Source organism: Mycobacterium shimoidei, assembly GCF_900417275.1.
GTDB classification, from domain to species: Bacteria; Actinomycetota; Actinomycetes; order Mycobacteriales; family Mycobacteriaceae; genus Mycobacterium; species Mycobacterium shimoidei.
In genome coordinates, this window is record NZ_UEGW01000001.1 from 3,896,823 (window position 1) to 3,916,673 (window position 19,851).

Sequence of the window (19,851 nt, forward strand, 5' to 3'; positions counted from 1 at the left end):
GTAGTCTGGACATTGTGACGACTTCCGCCACAAACAAGATCGCCACGAACAAGATCGCCAGGAACAAGATCGCGGAAACGCTGCGGGGACTGGGTTCGACCGTGATCACGACGGCACGCCAGGTGCCGCGCCGGCGGATCGCGGTGACGGCCGCCGCCGTTATGGTCCTGGTCGCGGTCGCGCTGCTGGTTCCGCTGCCGACTGCGGTGCAGCTGCGCGACTGGGCCAAGTCGGTGGGCCCGTGGTTCCCACTCGCGTTTTTGGGCGCGCACATCGTCATCACCGTTTTGCCGTTCCCACGTACCGCGTTCACGCTGGCGGCCGGGCTGCTGTTCGGGCCGGTGCTGGGCGTAGCGCTCGCGGTGGGGGCCAGCACCACCAGCGCGGTAATCGCATTGCTGCTGGTGCGCGCGGCCGGTTGGCGACTCAGCCGTCTGGTTCGCCACGACGCCGTGGCGACGCTGAACGCGCGGCTGCGTGACCGTGGCTGGCCGGCGGTCATGTCGCTGCGATTGATTCCGGCGGTGCCGTTTTCGGTGCTCAACTATGCCGTCGGGGCGTCGGCGGTGCGGGTAGTGCCCTACACACTGGCGACGCTGGTGGGTGTGCTTCCGGGGACCACGGCAATAGTGATCCTCGGTGACGCACTCACCGGTGACCTCAGCCCGCTGCTCTTATTGGTGTCGGTGTGCATCGGGGCCGTCGGGGTGGCATTGCTGTCCTATGAGATTCGTCACCACCGCCGCCAGCATCGGACGCAGGTCGCCGATGCCGCGGACCCCGAGCCGGCGTTACGCGGATGACGAACCGGCCCTAGCCCGTTCGGCAAACCACATTCAGCGACCACACCATTGACCTCCCGCGCTCGGGCGGACTAAACAAACGTTTACAATAGTAAATGTGCATTCACCCCTGCCCGACGACCGCACCGCCCGGGCCCGTATCCGCGACGAAGCGCTGCGGTTGTTCGCCCAGCGCGGTCCGGACGCCGTCACGATGCGCGATATCGCCGCCGCGGCCCAGGTGTCGCCGGCGCTGCTGGTGCGGCACTACGGCTCGAAGGAGGGGCTGGTGGAGGCGGTCGACAGCTATGTCGTTGCCAGCCTGGAGGCGCTGCTCGCCGAGATAACCGCGCGCACAGCGACTTCTGGATTACAGCCGGAAGTCACGCCGGGCATGCTCGACGGTCTGGCCACCCACCTACCGCCCGACTCCGCGATCCCGGGGTATCTGAGCCGAATGCTGATCAGCGGGGGTGCGGCCGGGTCGGCGTTGTTCGCGCGGCTTCATCGGGTCAGCGAGCAGACTCTCGAGGCCATGGTCACCGCCGGAATCGCCAGTGCCGGCCAGGACCCGGCGGTACGCGCTGCGTTCCTGTTGGTCAACGACCTGGCCGTGCTGACCCTGCGCGCGCGGCTCACCGAAGTGCTCGGCGTCGACCCGCTCTCTACCGAAGGTATAACCCGTTGGGCCACAGAAGTTTTCACGATTTATCGGGACGGGCTTCGCAGCCCCTGAACAACAGAAGGGAGAGCACATTGTCCACTACCGGTCCGCCGACGGGTCTTGCCAATGTCGCTGCGCGTATTCTGCGGTCGCGTCGGCTGATGCGTGCCCCGATCTGGATCTACCGCGCCCGCGCGGGAGCATTGTTCGGGTCGCGGCTGCTGATGCTTGAACACATCGGCCGCAAATCCGGCGCCCGACGCTACGTCGTGCTCGAGGTCGTCGATCACCCGGCATCGGACACCTATGTGGTGGTGTCTGGCTTCGGCGCAAAAGCCGAGTGGTTCCGCAACATCCAGGCCAACCCGCGTGTGCGTGTCTATGTCGGGAGCCATGCACCGGTACCGGCCAGCGCACGCGTCCTCGACCAAGCCGAGGCGGACCGCACGCTGGCCGGTTACCGCAGTCGTCACCCTCGGGCCTGGGAATGGCTCAGGCCCGCACTCGAGCAGACGCTCGGCAGCCCGATCAGCGAGACCGGCACACCGCTGCCAATGGTGGAGCTGCGAGTCGACTCTAAAGCGACGTCATGACCACCTACCAACACGACCCCTCCGTGCTGCGGACGTTCTTCGGTCCTGCGCGCAGTCGCGGCGAAATCATCGTCGGCACGGTTGGCAGCGCGTTGATGTTGGCGTTGCTCGGGATCTACATCTGGCGCGCCGGGGGCTGGCGGGGGTGGTCGACGCTGTAAACCGCGATGCTCGCGGTGATGCTGTTCGATTTGATTTTCGGAATTTTCACGATTTCGAGCACGACGGCCAAACGCTGGTATCACCGCGCCGATGCCCGTCGTTTCCGAATCGGATTTGTGATCGCGCACGCCGTGATCTACCTGATTCCGTTCGCGGCGCTATTTCATCCCGGGTGGGCATGGGCCCTCATCAACGCCGGATTGCTGATCGGCGCGGCCGTCGTGATCGAGTGGGCACAACCGGACTTAAAAGGTGCTGCCGCACTTTGCCTCACGTTCATACTGGCGATGGTCAACCTGATCTGGCTGCCGCTGCCCGCCGCCTTGGCCTGGCTTCCGGTGTTACTCGGCGTCAAAGTGTTGGTGTGCTTTCTGGTGCCCGAAACGGCCGGCGCCGCATAGGTTCACAGCATTCTCACAGCCCGCCTTCGACCGGCTTGCGCGCGTCCGCTTCGGCCTTGGCCACCGCCTCGACGATCGCGGGATCGGTTTCGGTGGAGAACCATTCGGCAACTTCGGCGCTGTCGTCCTCCGGCCTGGGTAGATCTTGCTCGACCGGCGACGGCTGATACCGGTAGACCCCATCCTCACCGGGGGCGCCCAGCATCTTGGTGAAACCCTGTAACGCCGACCCGAAATCAGTGGGCACCACCCATACCTTGCTCGACTGGCCCTGCGCGATCTTGGGCAAGGTGAGCAGGTATTGGTAGGCGAGCAGTTCGGGCGTCGGCCTGCCGGCCTTGATCGCCGCGAACGTCTTCTCGATGGCCTTGGCTTGCCCTTGGGCCTGCAGGTACGCCGCCGCGCGTTCACCCTGCGCCCGCAGCATTCGCGACTGCCGGTCGGCTTCAGCGGCCAGGATCGCGGCCTGCTTGGCGCCTTCTGCCTCCAGAATCTGCGCCTGCTTTTGGCCCTCGGCTTGCTTGATCGCCGATTCGCGCTGGCCTTCGGCGGTCAAGATCATCGCGCGCTTCTCGCGGTCGGCCTTCATCTGCTTTTCCATCGACGCCTGGATCGACGGCGGCGGATCGATGCTGCGCAACTCAACGCGGGCGACCCGCAGCCCCCAGCGGCCGGTGGCCTCGTCAAGGACGCCGCGCAGCTGCTGATTGATCAGGTCTCGGGAGGTAAGGGTCTCCTCGAGATTCATCCCGCCGACCACGTTGCGCAGCGTGGTGGTGGTCAACTGCTCGACACCGACGATGTAGTTGCTGATCTCGTAAACGGCGGCCTGTGGGTTGGTGACCTGGAAATACACCACGGTGTCGATGGCCAACGTCAGGTTGTCCTCGGTGATCACCGGTTGCGGCGGGAACGACACCACCCGCTCGCGCAGGTCAACGCGGGCGCGGATGCGGTCGATGAACGGCACCAACAGGGTCAGCTGTCCGCTGACCGTGCGGCTGTAGCGGCCCAGCCGTTCGATCACGGCAGCCTCTGCCTGCGGAATCAACGCGATGGACTTGGCCACCACGATCGCGGCGAAAATCACTAAGACGGCAAGGAACACCAAGCCGGCAGCTGCACCCTGCATTGCGGACTCCTTCTCTAGACGTTTTTCCAGACCACCGCGGTGGCACCGTCGATATGCATGACGGTCACCTGCTCCCCCGGTTCGTAGACGTCACTGTCGTTGAAGGGTCGTGCCGTCCAGACTTCGCCGGCCAGCTTCACCTGGCCCTCATGGCGTGCGACGCGATCAATCACAAGTGCGCTCTTGCCTTCCAGCGCTTGCACGCCGGTCAACGCGCCCTTGGCAGGGGTCAGCCGCCGTCGCAGAGGAGGCCGCACCAACACCAGCAGCAGGACCGAAACCACCAGGAACACCGCCCCGTCGGCCCAGATCGGCCAGTCCAGCAGCCAACTGCTCGCGGATGCCGCCAGCGCACCCCCGCCCAGCATCAACAGGAACATGTCGCCCGTCAACGCCTCCGCGCTGGCCAGGGCAAGCGCGGCGATTAGCCAGATCAGTGCGACGGGCACGGCGCCAGGATATCTCGCGGCCCGCTGCAATCGGGATAAACAACTAGACTGCCGACCATGTGGTGCCCCAGTGCAACGCTCTCGCTTTGGGCTAACGCTTGGCTCGCCGGCAAGGCCGCGCCCGACGATGTCTTAGACGCGTTGTCATGTTGGGCTCCAATACAATCGGTGACCGCGTATGACAGCGTCGCAGCGGGCCACACGGGTTTGCCGTGGCCGGATATGAGCTACGCCGGTGCGGCGTCGCTGCTGCAGACACTGCGGTCTGCTTCGGGCAGTCCGCCGGCCGCTGCGCCGTCGGTGAACCTGGTGTTACCGGTGCCCGGCGATGTGCGCGGGCTGGTCGCCGGCACCCCGTTCGAGCAGGACGCGCTGGCCGCCGGGGAGGCCGTGATCGTTTCCGATCCCCGTGATTCCAGCGTGGCGATCGGGTTGGTGCCGGAGCTCAGACACGCCGAATCCGACGACGGCATCAAGGAGGGCATCGACCCCGAAGTGTGCGCGCTGTCATGGACGGTCTATTCGTTGCCCGGTGCACCGGCGCTGGACCAGTATGAGCTCGGCGAAGCCGAATACACGCTACGTTCTGCGGTCCGATCGGCCGCCGAGACACTCACCAGGATCGGATCTTCGGTGGCCGGCCCCGACGTCGAAGACCCGCGCCGGCTGGTGCAAGACCTGCTGGAAGCCATGCAGCACCACCGAATTCCCGGCCATGCGCCGTCGCGCGCAGTGCGGGTGCTGGAAACTGCCGCACATGTCGACGCGATCATCACCGTCAGCGCCGGGCTGACACCGAGCGCGATGCAGTCGTCGTCGGAGGTGAAGATCGCCGGGGACGCATTGCGGCCGCTGGCCGGGGTGGTGCGCTCGGCGCGAATGGCCGCGGTCAACGCGACTCTGCAGTCGGCGTGGCGGAGTTGAGCTCGGACGGCGACGAGCAGTCGGCGACGCAATGCGGCGGTCGGCACGGCGCACCGTTGACGCTGGCCTTGCAACCCGGAACCGGGTCTGGCCCGGTCACGCGGGCGGGCTCGCGCCCAGTGCGCAGTTCGTCGATCAGATCCACGGCCAGGCGCGCGAATCGGCGATCGGCGTTGGGTGTACTGGCCCTGGCGAAGGCGATACCGGCCGCCTCGGCCTGTGCGCGTAATTCGTGATCGAGATCCCACACCACTTCGATGTGGTCGGCGACAAAGCCGATCGGACACACGATAACGGCCGTCGCATCCGTCAACGTTGAAAGATGGTCGGCCACATCGGGTTCCAGCCAAGCAATATGCGGCGGCCCGGACCGCGACTGCCACACCACGTCGTAGTCCTGATACCCGGCAGCCGCGGCGACCAGTTGTGCGCCATAGGCAACCTGGCGGGAGTACAGCTGTGGACCGCAGCGCTGGTCGACGGCGACCGGGATCGAATGCGCGGTGAACACCAGCCGAGCATCGGCGGGCACCGTCTCGGCGGCGGCAATCACGGATTCGGCGAACATTTCCACGAACAGCGGATGATCGAAGTAGGGCCGCAGCTTGACGAGTTCGGGAGCCCCGTCCCCGGCGGCGCGGCGTGCGCGCGCGATGTCCTCAACGTACCGGGTGCAGCTAGAATTGCCACTCCAGGCCGATGTGGCGAAAACTGCAGCGCATTGAACGCCGTTGTCGCGCATCGTGATAACGGCATCTTCGACGTACGGTTCCCAGTTGCGATTGCCGAAGTACACCGGCAGGTCGAGTTCGGCCTGCAGCTGCTCGATCAACGCGCGGTTGATGCCGTTGATCGGCGAGACCCCGCCGAAATGCAGGTAGTGTTGGGCGACTTCGTCCAGCCGTTCGGGCGGTACGTCGCGGCCCCGAGTGACGTTTTGCAGGAACGGCCGCACCTGCTCTGGGCCTTCGGGACCGCCGAAGGACAGCAGCAGGACGGCGTCAAAGTCCATCAGAGCAATTGGGTGTGCGCTCCGCCGTCGGCGTAGATGATGTCGCCGGTGGTAGCCGGCAGCCAATCGGACAGCACCGCGCATACCGTCATCGCGACCGGGGTGGCGTCCTTCATGTTCCAGCCGATCGGGGCCCGCTGATCCCAGCCCTGCTCCAGCAACTGCATCTGGCCGCTGGCCTCCTCACCGAGCGCGCCGCCGACGATCGCGCTCATTGCCAGCGTCCGAAGCGGCCCTGCCGCAACCAAGTTGGAGCGCACACCGTACGGGCCGGCTTCCCGCGCCACAAACCGGTTCACCGACTCCAGCGCGCTCTTGGCCACCGTCATCCAGTTGTAGGCGGGCATCGCCCTGGTCGGGTCGAAGTCCATGCCGACTATGCTGCCGCCGCGGTTCATGATCGGCAACAGCGCCTTGGCCAGCGACGCGTACGAAAACGCCGAGATGTGAATCCCTTTCGAGACGTCCTCGTACGGCGCATCGAAGAACGGATTGATGCCCATGCCGCTGGGTGGCATGTACCCGATTGAGTGCACGACGCCGTCCAGCTTGTTGTCCTCACCGATGACCTCGGTGACCCGGTGCGCCAGCGTGTCGAGGTGGTCCTGGTTCTGCACGTCCAGCTCCAGCAACGGCGGCTTCTGCGGCAGCCGGCCGAGAATGCGCTCGATCAACCGCAGCCGGTCATATCCGGTGCACACCAACTGCGCACCCTGCTCCTGAGCCACCCGGGCGATGTGAAACGCGATGGATGCGTCGGTGATGATCCCCGTGACCAGAATCCGTTTGCCTTCAAGCAGTCCTGCCATACCCGTCCTAAGTGTTAGTGGCCCATGCCCATGCCGCCGTCAACTGGAATTACCGCGCCGGAGATGTACGAGGCGTCCTCGGAGGCCAAGAAGCTGACCACACCAGCGACCTCCTCGACGGTGCCGACCCGCTTTGCCGGAATGAAGTCCAGCGCCCCCTGTTGGATCCGTTCGTCGAGCGCGCGCGTCATGTCGGTATCGATATACCCCGGCGCGACCACGTTGGCGGTCACGTTGACCTTCGACAGCTCTCGGGCGATCGAACGGGCCATCCCGATCACCCCGGCCTTGGACGCCGCGTAATTGGCCTGGTTGCCGATCCCCCACATCCCGGAGACCGAACCCATGAAGATCATCCGGCCGAACCGGTTTCGCTGCATGCTGCGCGATGCCCGCTGTGCCACCCGGAACGCGCCGGTGAGGTTCGCGTCGATGACCTTCTCGAACTTCTCCTCGGTCATCCGCATGAGGAACGCGTCCGCGGAGACACCGGCGTTGGCCACCAACACCTCGACCGGGCCTTGGTGCTCCTCGACGGCTTTGAACGCGGCGTCGACGGCCGCGGAGTCGGTGACATCACACTGAACCCCGAACAGCCCGTCGGGTGCACCGGATCCGCGGTGTGTCACGGCAACCTTGTGCCCGTCGGCGGCCAGCCGCCGCGCCACCGCCAGCCCGATACCCCGGTTTCCGCCCGTCACCAGCACCGATCGGGACACGAATGGTGGCCGGCCGGCGGTGGGAGTTTCGCTGGGTTGCTCGGTGGCTTTCTTCGTGGCTGTGTCAGTCACCCCGACAACTTAGCGAACCGGCAGGCCGACACCGAAATCTGGTCCGGCGGACCTCACGTCGGCAGTCGGCGGTTGATCAGCACCGCCGCCAGCGCAGCGAGCGCCAGCAGCAATGAACCGAGCCGCAGCCAGCCTACGCTGGCATCGCCACGGATCGTCTCGTAGCCGATCTGTTGTTGCAGCGTGGCGTAAACCTCTTTGAGCTGCTCCAGGTTCGATGCGCTGTAGTTGTTGCCGCCGGACAGTTCGGCGACCTTCTTCATCGTGGTGTCGTCGACCGGCACCGGCTGGCGCTGGCCGTTGATGTCGACGAAGCCATACGGGGTACCGAACGAAATCGTCGAGATCGGCACGCCCTGGTCCTTGGCGGTGCGCGCGGCAGTGAACGCGCCCTTGGGGTTGTCCGGGTTGGTCGGCACTGTCTCCTTGCCGTCGGAGAACAACACGATGCGCGCGGGCGGCGGAGTGTCGCCGCCGCCGATCACCGCGCCCACCGTGGCGATGGCCTGCAGCGCGGTGAAGATGCCCTCGCCGGTGGCGGTGCGGTCGGCGAACTGCAACTTGTCCAGTGCTGCCTTGGTCGCCTCCCGATTGGTGGTCGGCTGCACCAGGACTGTCGCGGTACCCGCATAGGCGATCAGCCCGAGGTTGATGCCGGGCGTCAGCTCACCGGCGAACTCCTTGGCGGCCACTTGCGCGGCAACCATGCGGTTGGGCTCGACGTCGGTGGCGCGCATCGACTGCGACACGTCGATCACCAGCATCACCACCGCGCGGTTACGCGGAATCCGCACATCGTGCGTCGGGCCGGCCATCGCGATCGTCAGCAACACCAACGACGACACCAACAAAATCGCCGCCAGATGGCGCCAGCGGGTGGGTTGTTTGGGCGCAACGCTTTCCAGCAGCTCCATGTTGGCGAACCGCAGCATCCGCCGCTGCCGGGACACCTGCGCGATGATGTACAGCGCGACGATTCCGAGGACGACCAGAAAGAACAGAAACCACCACGCGTGGGCGAACCCGGTGAGTGTCATCGGGCCAAGCAGCGGCAGTGTCATTGGCGCCGCTCCTCCTCATCGCTTCGCTCTGCATCGTCGCCGGCGCGGGTCATTGGCGCCGCTCCTCCTCATCGCTTCGCTCTGCATCGTCGCCGGCGCGGGTCATTGGCGCCCCGCCAGTGCGCCGCGCCGGCGAGACTCGACGAAACGAACGATGTCGGCGATCCAGTCGCGGTCGGTGCGCAGCGACATCAGCGGCGCCCCGCAGCTGCGGAAGGTGCGCTTGACATCGGCGCGATGCGCGGCCGCCGCCTTGGCGAAGTCGTCGCGCAGCTGCCCGTCGATGGTGAACTCGCGGGTAACCCCGGATTCGGCGTCTTGCAGAATGACGTCGCCGACGTCGGGCAACTCGACATCACGCGGGTCGAGCACCTCGATGCCGAGCACCTCGTGCCGGGCCGCGATCGCGCGTAACGGGCGCGTCCAGTTGATCGGGCCGAGGAAATCGCTGATGATCACGGCCATCCCGCGGCGGCGTTCCGGGCGGCGCAAAGCGTCGATGGACGCCGCCAGATCGCCGCGCACCCCGACCGGCGCCTTGGGGGCGGTGGCGATGGTGCGCAACAGCGTGTGCTCATGCTGGCGCCCCGAACGGGCCGGCACCCGAATCCGCTGCGCGCCATTGTCGATCAGCGCACCGAGCCGGTTGCCGCCTCCACTGTTGAGGAAGGTGATCGCCGCCGCGGCCGCCACCGCCAGGTCGCGTTTCTCACAGACGGTGGTGCCGAAGTCCAGGCTGGCCGACATGTCCACGACCAGCCAGGTCTCCAGTTCCCGGTCGGCGATCATCTGCCGGACGTGCGGATGGGTGGTGCGGGCGGTGACCGCCCAGTCCATCCGGCGAACGTCGTCGCCGGGCTGATACTCCCGCGACTCCCCGGCCTCTGTGCCCGGCCCCGGGATCAGGCCCAGGTGGTCGCCGTGCAGCACGCCGTCGAGTTTGCGTTTGACGGTGAGCTCGAGGGTGCGCAGCGCCGCTGCCAGCTTGGGGTCGTCGATGTTCCCGCGCTGCATCGACGGCGGATGAACCGACGACGCGTTGGATTCAGTCACCGACCGCTAGCCGCGGCCGTGGCGCCCTGCATCACTGGAGGCACCGAATGTCCTTGCTGCGGAACGGCATTCACCTGCGGCATGGCAACCGTCTGCAGGACGCGGTTGATCACGATTTCCGGGGAGATCTCGTCGGCCAGCGCGTCGTAGGTGAGCACCAGCCGGTGTCGCAGCACGTCGGGGATGATTTCGACGATGTCCTGCGGGATCACGTAGTCGCGGCCGCGCACTAATGCCAGCGAGCGCGCCCCGGCGATGATGCCCAGCGACGCACGCGGAGATGCGCCGAACGAAATCCAGCTCTTGACGTCGTTCATGCCGAGCTGCTCGGGGTGGCGGGTCGCGGTGACGACACGGACCACGTAGTCGACCAGCGCGTGGTGCACAAAGTTGTTGGCCGCGATGTCCTGCAGCCGCAGCAGATCGCCGGTGTTGAGGATCTGCTTGGGCTCGGGCGGTCGCACGCCCATCCGGTAGATGATCTCGCGCTCTTCCTCCGGCGAGGGGTATCCGACGTTGATCTTGAACAGGAAGCGGTCGCGCTGCGCCTCCGGCAGTGGGTAAACACCTTCGTGCTCGATCGGGTTCTGGGTGGCCATCACCAGGAACGGGTTGGGCAGCGGGAACGTCTTGCCGCCGATGGAGACGTGGCGTTCCTGCATGACCTCCAGCAGCGCCGACTGCACCTTGGCCGGGGCACGGTTGATCTCGTCGGCGAGCAGGAAGTTGACCACCACCGGGCCGAGCTCGGTGTCGAACTCCTCCCTGCCCTGCCGGTAGATGCGCGTACCGATGATGTCGGTGGGCACCAGGTCGGGGGTGAACTGGATGCGGGCGAATGTCCCGCCGACCACCCGGGCGAAGGTCTCTACGGCCAGCGTCTTGGCCACACCCGGCACGCCCTCGAGCAGCACATGGCCCTTGGACAGCAGGCCGACCAGCATCCGCTCGACGAGCTGGTCCTGGCCGACGATGATCCGCTTGACCTCGAAGATGGCACGTTCCAGCGTGTGCACCTCGCTGGCCAGGCCGTTACCGGCACCGCCGCCGCCCGTGGGGGCCGCGTGGGCCGGACTCGTTGGCGGCCCGCCCGGGCCCGAGTAACCGCTGGCGCCACCTGCTGATGTCATTTCGACACACCCTCCACAGCTCTATCTGACACGACTGCTCGCACGACGAACCTCGCGGGGCAGCAACGTGCCCGCGTCCAACTATTCCAGGCCACCCGCGTTCCGTCGATGCGGCCCGCCCCCGAACCGGCAACGTCAGTACTCAATGATCCGGGTGACAAACGGTGTCATTCCGGCTTTGCGCACCGGGCTGACCGTAACTTTGCCGGCGATGCTGGACGCCTCCAGCATCTGCCCGTTGCCCAGATACAGGGTGACGTGCTGACCGCCGCCCGGGCCGTAGAAGATCAGATCACCGCGCTTGGCTTGCGACGGCGGCACGTGCCGACCGGCGTTGTACTGATCACCAGAGAACCGCGGGATCAGCACGCCGACACCGGCGAACGCGTAGCGGACCAGGCCCGAGCAGTCGAAGCCGACGGTGTCGGCCCCGGAGTCCACGCCCTTGCTGGGCCCGTTCAAGGTTCCGCCGCCCCATGAATACGGCACACCTATCTGCGACGACGCTCGCCGGATCACATACTCGACGGCCTGGCGGCCATAGACCCGCGGGATGCGGCTCGGGGCGGTGTTGGTGCTGGGGCTGGGGCTGTTGCCGCCCAGATTGATCCCGAGCCCGCTCAGAAATTGCCGCCCCAGATCGAGCGTGGTCTGGGTGGCCTGCGCGGTGGCGTTCAGTGAGGCGTTGGCGATCGCGACCGGATCTCCCGGTGCGCCCGCGCTGATAATCGCCGGCAAGGTGGGATCCCATGCTCCGTCCTCGGCGCTGGCCGGTCCGGCCAGACCTATGAGAACAGCCGCTGACACCAGCACCAGTCCGGCCAGCTTGAAATGACGAAAAAGCTTGTGGCGCATCAGTACTCGATGTAGCGAACGACGTAGGGCGTCATGCCGCTGGTGCGAACCGGCGCGACCCGTACCTTCAATCCGACGTCTGGCGCTTCGAGCATCTGGCCGTTGCCGAGGTAGATCGTCACGTGCTGGCTACCGCCTGGGCCGTAGAAGATGACGTCGCCGCGGCGCATCTGCGCGGACGGGATTTTGCGGCCCAGGTTGTACTGCGAACCCGAGTAATGCGGCAGCTTGATGCCCACCCCGGCGAAGGAGTAGAGCACCAGACCCGAGCAGTCGAAGCCGACGGTGTCGGCGCCGGACCCGATTCCGCGGCTCGGCCCGGCCGCGTTGCCGCCGCCCCACGAGTACGGCACCCCCAACTGGGACAGCCCGCGGCGAATCACGTATTCGGAGGCCTGTCGCCCGTAGACCCGCGGGATCCGGCCATTGGTGATGCCCGGGTCGGGGGCGTCGGGCTTGATGAGGCCGATCGACTGCAGAAATTTGCGGCCGAGGTTCGCGGTGACCTGCGACGACGTCGCCGAAATCCCCAGTACCTGGTTGATGATCGCGATCGGGTCGCCCGGGATGTTGGCGCTGGGCACCATCGGCAGGGTCGGATCCCACTCGCCGTCCCATTGGCCGGGGTCTTTGGGCGGTGGCGCGGCGCCGGGCGGCGCGTCCGGGTCCCACCGGTCGCCGGTGGGCGACGCCGCCCGCGGGCCGGCGCCGGTTCCGCCTACCGGGGCCGACCACTTGCGGGCGGCGTCAAGCTTGGCCTGGGCCGCGTTGCGTTCGGCGCCCAGGCGGTTGACTTCCTGTTGTTGTTCGGCGAACTTGCGATGCGCATTGGTCAGCGCTGCGACCGCGGCGTCCTGGCTGGCTTTGGCGTCCGCGGCGGCCTTGTCGGCCTTCTGCTTGGCCAGCCTTGCGGCCGATTCCTTGTTCACCAGCTCTGTGCGGGCGCGCAACAGGTTCTCCATCACCCGCTGCGAACTGGCCGCCAACGCCTGGCCGGCGCTGGCGGTAGAGATCAAATCGTCCGGGCCGGCGGCGGTCAGGTAGCTGTCCGACGGGCCGTTCATGTACGTCGCGGCGGCGAATGTGTCGAATCGCTTCTGGGCGGCGGCGATCGTCGCGTCGGCTTCTCTGATGGCCTGTTGGCTGGTTTCCACCTCGTGCTGAGCGGCCGCGGCGTTGTCGCGCGCGGTTTCGACGTCGACCAGTGCCTTGTTGACGCTCTCCTGTTCGGCCTTGATCGCCGCGCTGAGATCCTGCAGGGCCTGGTTCGCCTTGGCGACATCGGCGATCAAGGCGGCCAGCCGGTCCGGGCCGGCGCCCGGGTCCGCCGTCGCCAGCCCGGGCGTGCACAGCAGCACAACCGCGCAGACAGCCACGCGAGAAATGAAGCCGCGACGAATGCGTCTCATTGGTCTCCTATGGCTCAACGCGGGCGGACGGCGTCGGCCCCAGATTTCACTGGAAGCACGATTAAAACAAAGGCACCATCTGCACCGTAAGTCACATCCGTCGCGCTGGAAACTTTAGTCACAAATTACAGGTCTGTAATTGCGAAAATTGTGACCCAACGGTGATCTAGGTTGTTTGCTAGAGCGGCCTGCGCCGTCTCAGCCCACCATTTAATGGCCGGACATATAGCCTGTTAGACGCTGTGCGCTGACTCTTGGGTCGACGTTTCGGCGTCGTCAGCCGACGTTGCCATGCGCCTGGCGCGCACTTGCAGAACTCGGGTGCCGACGACGGCGGCCAGCACCGCGATGAGCAGCACGATTGTGAACGGGGTCCACGGGAACTGCGGCGTGTTCAACTGGTGCAAGAAATTCTGTGCGGAAACGACAGGGTTGCCGGTCTTGGCGTTGTCTTCACCGATCTCGAGCGTGGAGCGCGGGAAGTGCGTGCTGTAGGAGCCGACGAAGTTCGGGCTCAGCACCAACACGGTGGCATCAGGGTGATCTGAGCCCACTACCGTGGCGACATCGCGCAGCGGCGGGTCGTTCGGCGGGTTGTGGTCGAGCACCACGATCTTGAGGTCGATGCCGTTCTGATGAGCTTCATCGACTACCTCAAGCAGGGCCGGCTTGACCGCAGACGGTGCGCTGACAGAGTCGGCGTCGATCTGGCCGCGAACCAGCGCCAGGCACTGATCGGGCGGCGTCGCCGGATCAGCGCCGACGGTGCCGCAGACCTCGCTCGGTATGTATTGCGGCGCGTGCGGGGTGGTCACGGACCAAAACCGTACCGCGATCGGGTGACAGCGGGCGGTGGACGGGCAAGACTGAAGCGCAGCGGCCGTCCACTGAATGCGGGACAAGCGTACTGTTAAAGTGGCATTGACCGTCGGCACGGCCCGTCGACGGGCACACCTCGCGGCGATCGCAAGCACGGCGCAGCCCGCGTGCAACACGTCGCCGGTCAACTAAATCGTGGGGAGTCGATGTGAGCAGCAAGGATTCGGTGAATTCGTTCGGAGCCCGCAACACCTTGAAGGTCGGCGACAAGAGCTATCAGATCTATCGCCTCGACGCGGTGCCCGGCACCGAGAAACTCCCGTACAGTCTCAAGGTTTTGGCCGAAAACCTGCTGCGCAACGAGGACGGCAGCAACATCACCAAGGACCACGTACAGGCCATTGCGAATTGGGATCCCAAGGCGCAGCCCAGCATTGAAATTCAGTACACGCCCGCGCGGGTGGTGATGCAGGACTTCACCGGGGTTCCCTGCATCGTCGACTTGGCCACCATGCGGGAGGCCATCGCCGAGTTGGGCGGTGACCCCGACAAGGTCAACCCATTGGCACCGGCCGACCTGGTGATCGACCACTCGGTGATCGCTGACCTGTTCGGCCGTGCCGACGCGTTCGAGCGCAACGTCGAACTGGAGTACCAGCGCAACGGCGAGCGCTACCAGTTCCTGCGCTGGGGCCAAGGCGCTTTCAAGGACTTCAAGGTGGTGCCGCCGGGAACCGGGATCGTGCATCAGGTCAACATCGAGTATCTGGCCAGCGTGGTGATGAACCGCGACGGCGTCGCGTATCCGGACACCTGTGTGGGCACCGACTCGCACACCACGATGGTCAACGGCCTCGGCGTGCTCGGCTGGGGTGTCGGTGGCATCGAGGCCGAGGCAGCGATGCTGGGCCAGCCGGTGTCGATGCTGATCCCCCGGGTGGTCGGCTTCAAACTCACCGGTGAGATCCAGCCGGGAGTCACGGCTACCGACGTCGTGCTGACCGTCACCGAGATGCTGCGCAAGCACGGGGTGGTCGGCAAGTTCGTCGAGTTCTACGGCGAGGGCGTCGCCCAGGTCCCACTGGCGAACCGGGCCACGCTGGGCAACATGAGCCCCGAGTTCGGTTCCACCGCAGCCATCTTCCCGATCGACGAGGAGACGATTTCCTACCTGCGATTCACTGGCCGCGACGAAGAGCAGCTGGCGCTGGTCGAGGCCTATGCCAAAGAGCAGGGACTCTGGCATGACCCTGCTCATGAGCCGCCGTTCTCCGAATACCTCGAGCTGAACCTGGCCGATGTGGTCCCGTCGATCGCCGGACCGAAGCGTCCGCAGGACCGGATTGCGCTGTCCAACGCGAAATCGACGTTCCGAGAGACACTTCCGGGTTACGTCGGCGACGATCCGCAGAAACTGGAGTACTCCAAGCTCGACGAGGTGGTCGATGAGACATTTCCGGCCAGCGATCCCGGGCAGATAACGAACGGTCACGCCGACGAACATGTGCACTCGGCTGCTGCGCACGCGACGGGCCGCACCAGCAACCCGGTGTCAGTGCAGTCCAAAGAGCTCGGCGATTTCGTGCTCGACCACGGCGCGGTGGTGATCGCCGCGGTGACGTCGTGCACCAACACCTCCAACCCCGAGGTGATGCTGGGCGCGGCCCTGCTGGCGAGAAACGCCGTCGAAAAAGGCCTGACGTCCAAGCCGTGGGTGAAAACCACGATGGCACCCGGCTCGCAGGTGGTGCACGACTATTACGAAAAGGCCGGACTGTGGCCGTATCTGGAGAAGCTGGGCTTCTACCTGGTCGGCTATGGCTGCACCACCTGCATCGGCAACTCGGGCCCGCTACCCGAAGAGATTTCGAAAGCCATCAACGACAACGACCTGTCCGTCGCGGCGGTGCTGTCGGGCAACCGCAATTTCGAGGGCCGCATCAACCCCGACGTGAAAATGAATTATCTGGCGTCGCCGCCACTGGTGGTCGCTTACGCGCTGGCCGGCACGATGGATTTCGACTTCGATTCCCAGCCGTTGGGCCAGGATGGCGACGGAAATGACGTGTTTCTGCGCGACATCTGGCCGTCGCAGAAAGAGGTCTCCGACACCATCGCGTCGGCGATCAGCCAGGAGATGTTCACCAAGAACTACGCCGACGTGTTCAAGGGCGACGAGCGGTGGCGCAACCTGCCAACACCTAGCGGTAACACCTTTGAGTGGGACCAGAATTCGACGTATGTGCGCAAGCCGCCGTACTTCGACGGGATGTCGGCGGAGCCGGAGCCGGTGACCGACATCACCGGAGCCCGAGTACTGGCGCTGCTCGGTGATTCGGTGACGACCGACCACATCTCACCGGCGGGCAGCATAAAACCGGGCACTCCGGCCGCGCAGTACCTCGACGAGCACGGGGTTGCGCGCAAGGATTACAACTCCTTTGGCTCGCGCCGGGGCAACCACGAGGTTATGATCCGCGGCACGTTCGCCAACATCCGGCTGCGCAATCTGCTGCTCGACGATGTCGCCGGTGGTTACACTCGCGATTTCACCCAGCCCGACGGGCCGCAGGCGTTCATCTACGATGCTGCGCAAAACTATGCAGCGCAAGGGATTCCGTTGGTAGTTCTGGGCGGAAAGGAGTATGGCTCTGGCTCGTCGCGGGACTGGGCGGCCAAGGGCACTCGCCTACTGGGTGTGCGTGCGGTGATCGCCGAGTCGTTCGAGCGGATTCACCGGTCCAACTTGATCGGGATGGGCGTGATCCCGCTGCAATTCCCCGAGGGCAAGAATGCCGAGTCGCTCGGTCTGGACGGCACCGAAGTGTTCGACATCATCGGCATCGAAGCGCTCAATGAGGGCAAGACACCGCAGACGGTGCGGGTCAAGGCCAGCAAGCAGGGCGGCCAGCCGGTCGAATTCGATGCGCTGGTGCGCATCGACACCCCGGGCGAGGCCGACTACTACCGCCACGGTGGCATCTTGCAGTACGTGCTGCGCAGCATGCTCAGGTCGAACTAGTGGCGATCGCAAGCGCGGCGAAGCCGGGTGCAGCGGGTCGCCACCCGACAAACACCGTGGCGATCGCAAGCGCGGCGAAGCCGGGTGCAGCGGGTCGCCACCCGACAAACACCGTGGCGATCGCAAGCGCGGCGAAGCCGGGTGCAGCGGGTCGCCACCCGACAAACACCGTGGCGGCGACAATCTAGGCGTCGAGCGTGCCCAAGGTCAGTCAGGACCATCTGGCGGCGCGGCGCCGTCAGATTCTCGACGGCGCCCGGCGCTGCTTCGCCGAGTACGGCTATGACAAGGCGACGGTGCGTCGGCTCGAGCAGACCATCGGTTTGTCGCGAGGCGCGATCTTCCATCACTTCCGCGACAAGGACACCCTGTTTTTCGAGCTGGCCCGTGAGGATGCCGAGCGAATGGCCGCGGTCGCGTCGCGGGAAGGCCTGATTCAGGTGATGCGCGACATGCTCGCCGCGCCCGACCAGTTCGATTGGCTCGCCACCCGTTTGGAGATCGCACGCAAGCTGCGCAATGACCCGGCGTTCAGCCGCGGATGGGCGGAGCGTTCCGCGGAGCTGTCGGCGGCCACCACCGATCGGCTACGCCGCCAGAAACAGGCGGGGCGGGTGCGCGACGACGTGCCCAGCGACGTGCTGCAGTGCTATCTGGACTTGGTTCTCGACGGGCTGGTGGCCCGACTCGCGTCCGGCGAAGATCCGCAACGGCTGGCCGCGGCGCTGGATCTGGTTGAAGCCTCGGTGCGACAAGGCTCATAGGTGCCGCGAGTAGTTCCCCCGCGAGCGTGCGCAGAATCGTGTTCGACGTCGGCGTGGCGCGCGAAGGTGCGGGAAAATGCGGTGCGTTAGCGGGGCGAGCGGGTCCGGTGATTGGGCCCGCCGCGGCTGCGCATCGGAGTACCTGACTCGCGCAGCATGCTGTGGATCGACCCGTACGACCTGCCGGTAGATGCCACCAGTTTGCGGATGCTGGCGCCCCCCTCGTACGCGCTGCGCAATTCATCTATCAACTGCTCGCGTGACTGCTTCGATTTCATAATCGGTGCCTCCCCGATTCACTGCGAACGGAACCCCACCCGCCTAGCGTAAGAAGCGACCGTCATCGCCGGACCGATTTGAAAAATCTCGGTCAAGCTAATTCGATCAGGTCCCGATACTCGTCAGACCAATGGTCTTCGGTGCCGTCTGGCAAGAGCACCACGCGTTGCGGGTCGAGCGCCTCGGCTGCGCCCGGATCGTGCGTCACCAGCACCACCGCTCCGGTGTAACTGCGCAACGCGTCGAGCACCTGCTCGCGAGATGCCGGATCCAGATTATTGGTGGGCTCATCGAGCAGTAACACGTTCGCGGCGGATGCCACCAAGCCGGCCAGCGCCAACCGGGTCTTCTCGCCCCCCGACAGGGTGCCGGCCAACTGATCAAGTTGTGGTCCGCTGAACATGAACGCACCGAGCAGGCCGCGCAGATCCTGTTCGGCGGAATCGGGCGCCGCGTGGCGGATGTTGCGCCACACCGTCTCGGCATCGTCAAGCGTGTCGTGCTCCTGCGCGAAATACCCGATCTTCAAACCGTGTCCGGGTTCCATGCGCCCGGCGTCAGGTTGTTCGACGCCGGCCAGCAGCCGCAGCAAGGTCGTCTTGCCGGCCCCGTTGAGTCCGAGCACCACCACTCGCGAGCCGCGATCGATCGCCAAGTCGACGCCGGTGAACACTTCCAGCGAGCCGTAGGTCTTTGTCAGTCCCTTGACCATCAGCGGTGTGCGCCCGCAAGGCGCTGGCGTGGGGAATTTGATCCGGGCCACTTTGTCGGCTACTCGTTCCTCGTCGAGCGCGGCCATCATTCGATCGGCACGACGCAACATGTTCTGCGCCGCAACGGCTTTGGTGGCCTTGGCGCCCAGCTTGGCCGCTTGAGAACGCAAAGCGGCGGCCTTGCGCTCGGCGTTGGCGCGTTCCCGGCGACGCCGTTGCTCGTCGGTGGCGCGAGCGTCGAGGTACTTCTGCCAACCCATGTTGTAGACGTCAACCTCGCCGCGCACCGCGTCGAGGAACCACACCCGGTTAACCACATCAGCCAGCAGCTCGACGTTGTGGCTGATCACGACCAGCCCGCCGGCGTGGTTGCGCAGGAAGTCCCGAAGCCAGCCAAGCGAGTCGGCGTCGAGGTGGTTGGTCGGCTCGTCGAGTAGCAACGTGGTGGCCGAGCCGGCTCCGGTATCGGACGCGGCGAACAGGATGCGTGAGAGCTCGACCCGACGCCGTTGACCGCCCGACAAGGTGCGCAGTGGCTGGGTCAAAACCCGTTCGGGCAGGCCAAGACTCGCGCAGATGCGGCCCGCTTCGCTCTCGGCACTGTAGCCGCCCAATGCGGCGAAGCGCTCTTCGAGCTGACCGTAGCGGCGGACGGCGCGGTCACGTTCGGTGTCGTCGACGACCTCGGCCATCAACGCCTGCTGCTTTTCCAATTCGGTGAGCAGTGTGTCGAGCCCGCGCGCCGACAGCACTCGGTCGCGGGCGAGCACATCGAGGTCGCCCTCTTTGGGATCCTGCGGCAGGTAACCGATTTCGCCGGTGCGGGTCACCGAGCCGGCATACGGCTCGCTCTCGCCGGCAAGAATCCGCAGTGTGGTGGTTTTGCCGGCGCCGTTGCGTCCAACCAACCCGATGCGGTCGCCGGGCTGCACGCGCAGTGCCGGTCCGTCCGCGGAGAGCAGCGTGCGTGCGCCAGCGCGGACCTCGAGGTCCGTTGCCGTGATCACGGTCACTCTCCTAGTTCGGT

At 65.8% G+C, this 19,851-nt stretch carries 21 protein-coding genes; 8 read left to right on the top strand and 13 right to left on the bottom strand.

Translation table 11 applies throughout. From position 1 onward, the window contains the following. Positions 1–14 precede the first annotated feature (14 nt). The 5 genes from MSP7336_RS18655 (at position 15) to MSP7336_RS18670 (ending at position 2,602) form a co-directional block, all read left to right on the top strand. Complete coding sequence (locus MSP7336_RS18655) at positions 15–803, top strand: TVP38/TMEM64 family protein (protein ID WP_425325754.1); 789 nt, start codon at positions 15–17, stop codon at positions 801–803. Between the two features lie 97 nt (positions 804–900). Further along, positions 901–1,518 (top strand): TetR/AcrR family transcriptional regulator, encoded by a 618-nt coding sequence (locus tag MSP7336_RS18660; protein ID WP_113964305.1) that lies wholly within the window; start codon positions 901–903, stop codon positions 1,516–1,518. Positions 1,519–1,607: 89 nt separating this feature from the next. After that, on the top strand, positions 1,608–2,039 hold the full coding sequence (locus MSP7336_RS18665) for a nitroreductase family deazaflavin-dependent oxidoreductase (protein WP_113964306.1): 432 nt from the start codon (positions 1,608–1,610) through the stop codon (positions 2,037–2,039). Next, positions 2,036–2,200 (top strand): hypothetical protein, encoded by a 165-nt coding sequence (locus MSP7336_RS23880; RefSeq protein ID WP_181786841.1) that lies wholly within the window; start codon positions 2,036–2,038, stop codon positions 2,198–2,200. Before MSP7336_RS18665 ends, MSP7336_RS23880 begins: the two co-directional genes overlap by 4 nt. Before the next feature lie 18 nt (positions 2,201–2,218). Further along, the gene (locus MSP7336_RS18670; RefSeq protein ID WP_142706810.1) at positions 2,219–2,602 is read left to right on the top strand and encodes a hypothetical protein; all 384 of its coding nucleotides are present in this window, start codon (positions 2,219–2,221) and stop codon (positions 2,600–2,602) included. A gap of 13 nt (positions 2,603–2,615) precedes the next feature. Here MSP7336_RS18670 and MSP7336_RS18675 read toward each other — a convergent pair whose 3' ends face one another. Next, entirely contained in the window at positions 2,616–3,734 is a 1,119-nt protein-coding gene (locus MSP7336_RS18675; protein ID WP_069396460.1) for an SPFH domain-containing protein, read from the bottom strand. Between the two features lie 14 nt (positions 3,735–3,748). Continuing rightward, positions 3,749–4,183, bottom strand: coding sequence for an NfeD family protein (locus MSP7336_RS18680; RefSeq protein ID WP_069396459.1), 435 nt, complete (start codon positions 4,181–4,183; stop codon positions 3,749–3,751). 57 nt (positions 4,184–4,240) lie between these two features. Here MSP7336_RS18680 and MSP7336_RS18685 point away from each other — a divergent pair, with 57 nt between their 5' ends. Continuing rightward, positions 4,241–5,107, top strand: a complete 867-nt coding sequence (locus MSP7336_RS18685; protein WP_113964308.1) for a hypothetical protein — start codon at positions 4,241–4,243, stop codon at positions 5,105–5,107. Here the strand turns inward: MSP7336_RS18685 and MSP7336_RS18690 are convergent. The 9 genes from MSP7336_RS18690 to MSP7336_RS18735 all read right to left on the bottom strand — a co-directional run bounded on the left by MSP7336_RS18690 (position 5,073) and on the right by MSP7336_RS18735 (position 14,042). After that, the gene (locus tag MSP7336_RS18690; protein WP_113964309.1) at positions 5,073–6,119 is read right to left on the bottom strand and encodes a ferrochelatase; all 1,047 of its coding nucleotides are present in this window, start codon (positions 6,117–6,119) and stop codon (positions 5,073–5,075) included. The two genes, MSP7336_RS18685 and MSP7336_RS18690, sit on opposite strands and share 35 nt — an antisense overlap. Next, positions 6,119–6,928: an NADH-dependent enoyl-ACP reductase InhA gene (inhA, locus tag MSP7336_RS18695; RefSeq protein ID WP_069396456.1), complete on the bottom strand. Its 810-nt coding sequence runs from the start codon at positions 6,926–6,928 to the stop codon at positions 6,119–6,121. Before inhA ends, MSP7336_RS18690 begins: the two co-directional genes overlap by 1 nt. A gap of 14 nt (positions 6,929–6,942) precedes the next feature. Beyond that, complete coding sequence (gene fabG1 / locus MSP7336_RS18700; RefSeq protein ID WP_069396455.1) at positions 6,943–7,719, bottom strand: 3-oxoacyl-ACP reductase FabG1; 777 nt, start codon at positions 7,717–7,719, stop codon at positions 6,943–6,945. A 53-nt stretch (positions 7,720–7,772) separates the two neighbouring features. Further along, on the bottom strand, positions 7,773–8,780 hold the full coding sequence (locus MSP7336_RS18705; protein ID WP_069396454.1) for a VWA domain-containing protein: 1,008 nt from the start codon (positions 8,778–8,780) through the stop codon (positions 7,773–7,775). Positions 8,781–8,882: 102 nt separating this feature from the next. Continuing rightward, positions 8,883–9,833 carry a DUF58 domain-containing protein gene (locus MSP7336_RS18715; RefSeq protein WP_069396453.1) on the bottom strand — a complete coding sequence of 317 codons (951 nt, stop codon included), beginning with the start codon at positions 9,831–9,833 and terminating at the stop codon, positions 8,883–8,885. Then, positions 9,830–10,963 (bottom strand): chaperone MoxR1, encoded by a 1,134-nt coding sequence (gene moxR1 / locus MSP7336_RS18720; RefSeq protein ID WP_069396452.1) that lies wholly within the window; start codon positions 10,961–10,963, stop codon positions 9,830–9,832. Before moxR1 ends, MSP7336_RS18715 begins: the two co-directional genes overlap by 4 nt. Before the next feature lie 135 nt (positions 10,964–11,098). Then, the gene (ripB, locus tag MSP7336_RS18725; RefSeq protein WP_069396451.1) at positions 11,099–11,818 is read right to left on the bottom strand and encodes an NlpC/P60 family peptidoglycan endopeptidase RipB; all 720 of its coding nucleotides are present in this window, start codon (positions 11,816–11,818) and stop codon (positions 11,099–11,101) included. Next, positions 11,818–13,227: an NlpC/P60 family peptidoglycan endopeptidase RipA gene (ripA, locus tag MSP7336_RS18730; RefSeq protein WP_113964310.1), complete on the bottom strand. Its 1,410-nt coding sequence runs from the start codon at positions 13,225–13,227 to the stop codon at positions 11,818–11,820. Before ripA ends, ripB begins: the two co-directional genes overlap by 1 nt. 233 nt (positions 13,228–13,460) lie before the next feature. Beyond that, positions 13,461–14,042, bottom strand: a complete 582-nt coding sequence (locus tag MSP7336_RS18735; RefSeq protein WP_425325755.1) for an Rv1476 family membrane protein — start codon at positions 14,040–14,042, stop codon at positions 13,461–13,463. Positions 14,043–14,254: 212 nt separating this feature from the next. Between MSP7336_RS18735 and acnA the strand changes: the two genes are divergently transcribed. After that, positions 14,255–17,068 (top strand): aconitate hydratase AcnA, encoded by a 2,814-nt coding sequence (acnA, locus tag MSP7336_RS18740; RefSeq protein ID WP_139819664.1) that lies wholly within the window; start codon positions 14,255–14,257, stop codon positions 17,066–17,068. Between the two features lie 197 nt (positions 17,069–17,265). Continuing rightward, positions 17,266–17,832 (top strand): TetR/AcrR family transcriptional regulator, encoded by a 567-nt coding sequence (locus tag MSP7336_RS18750; RefSeq protein ID WP_069396448.1) that lies wholly within the window; start codon positions 17,266–17,268, stop codon positions 17,830–17,832. An 86-nt stretch (positions 17,833–17,918) separates the two neighbouring features. Here MSP7336_RS18750 and MSP7336_RS18755 read toward each other — a convergent pair whose 3' ends face one another. Further along, positions 17,919–18,113 carry a helix-turn-helix domain-containing protein gene (locus tag MSP7336_RS18755; RefSeq protein WP_084226475.1) on the bottom strand — a complete coding sequence of 65 codons (195 nt, stop codon included), beginning with the start codon at positions 18,111–18,113 and terminating at the stop codon, positions 17,919–17,921. A gap of 89 nt (positions 18,114–18,202) precedes the next feature. Next, positions 18,203–19,831, bottom strand: a complete 1,629-nt coding sequence (locus tag MSP7336_RS18760; protein WP_113965070.1) for an ABC-F family ATP-binding cassette domain-containing protein — start codon at positions 19,829–19,831, stop codon at positions 18,203–18,205. Positions 19,832–19,851 lie beyond the last annotated feature (20 nt).

Bases quoted from the DNA above. Each gene is read 5' to 3' on its own strand.
- MSP7336_RS18665 (WP_113964306.1), top strand. From the start codon at position 1,608: ATGCGTGCCCCGATCTGGATCTACCGCGCCCGCGCGGGAGCATTGTTC.
- MSP7336_RS23880 (WP_181786841.1), top strand. From the start codon at position 2,036: ATGACCACCTACCAACACGACCCCTCCGTGCTGCGGACGTTCTTCGGT.
- MSP7336_RS18670 (WP_142706810.1), top strand. From the start codon at position 2,219: ATGCTGTTCGATTTGATTTTCGGAATTTTCACGATTTCGAGCACGACG.
- MSP7336_RS18675 (WP_069396460.1), bottom strand. From the start codon at position 3,734: ATGCAGGGTGCAGCTGCCGGCTTGGTGTTCCTTGCCGTCTTAGTGATT.
- MSP7336_RS18685 (WP_113964308.1), top strand. From the start codon at position 4,241: ATGTGGTGCCCCAGTGCAACGCTCTCGCTTTGGGCTAACGCTTGGCTC.
- MSP7336_RS18690 (WP_113964309.1), bottom strand. From the start codon at position 6,119: ATGGACTTTGACGCCGTCCTGCTGCTGTCCTTCGGCGGTCCCGAAGGC.
- inhA (WP_069396456.1), bottom strand. From the start codon at position 6,928: ATGGCAGGACTGCTTGAAGGCAAACGGATTCTGGTCACGGGGATCATC.
- MSP7336_RS18705 (WP_069396454.1), bottom strand. From the start codon at position 8,780: ATGACACTGCCGCTGCTTGGCCCGATGACACTCACCGGGTTCGCCCAC.
- moxR1 (WP_069396452.1), bottom strand. From the start codon at position 10,963: ATGACATCAGCAGGTGGCGCCAGCGGTTACTCGGGCCCGGGCGGGCCG.
- ripB (WP_069396451.1), bottom strand. From the start codon at position 11,818: ATGCGCCACAAGCTTTTTCGTCATTTCAAGCTGGCCGGACTGGTGCTG.
- ripA (WP_113964310.1), bottom strand. From the start codon at position 13,227: ATGAGACGCATTCGTCGCGGCTTCATTTCTCGCGTGGCTGTCTGCGCG.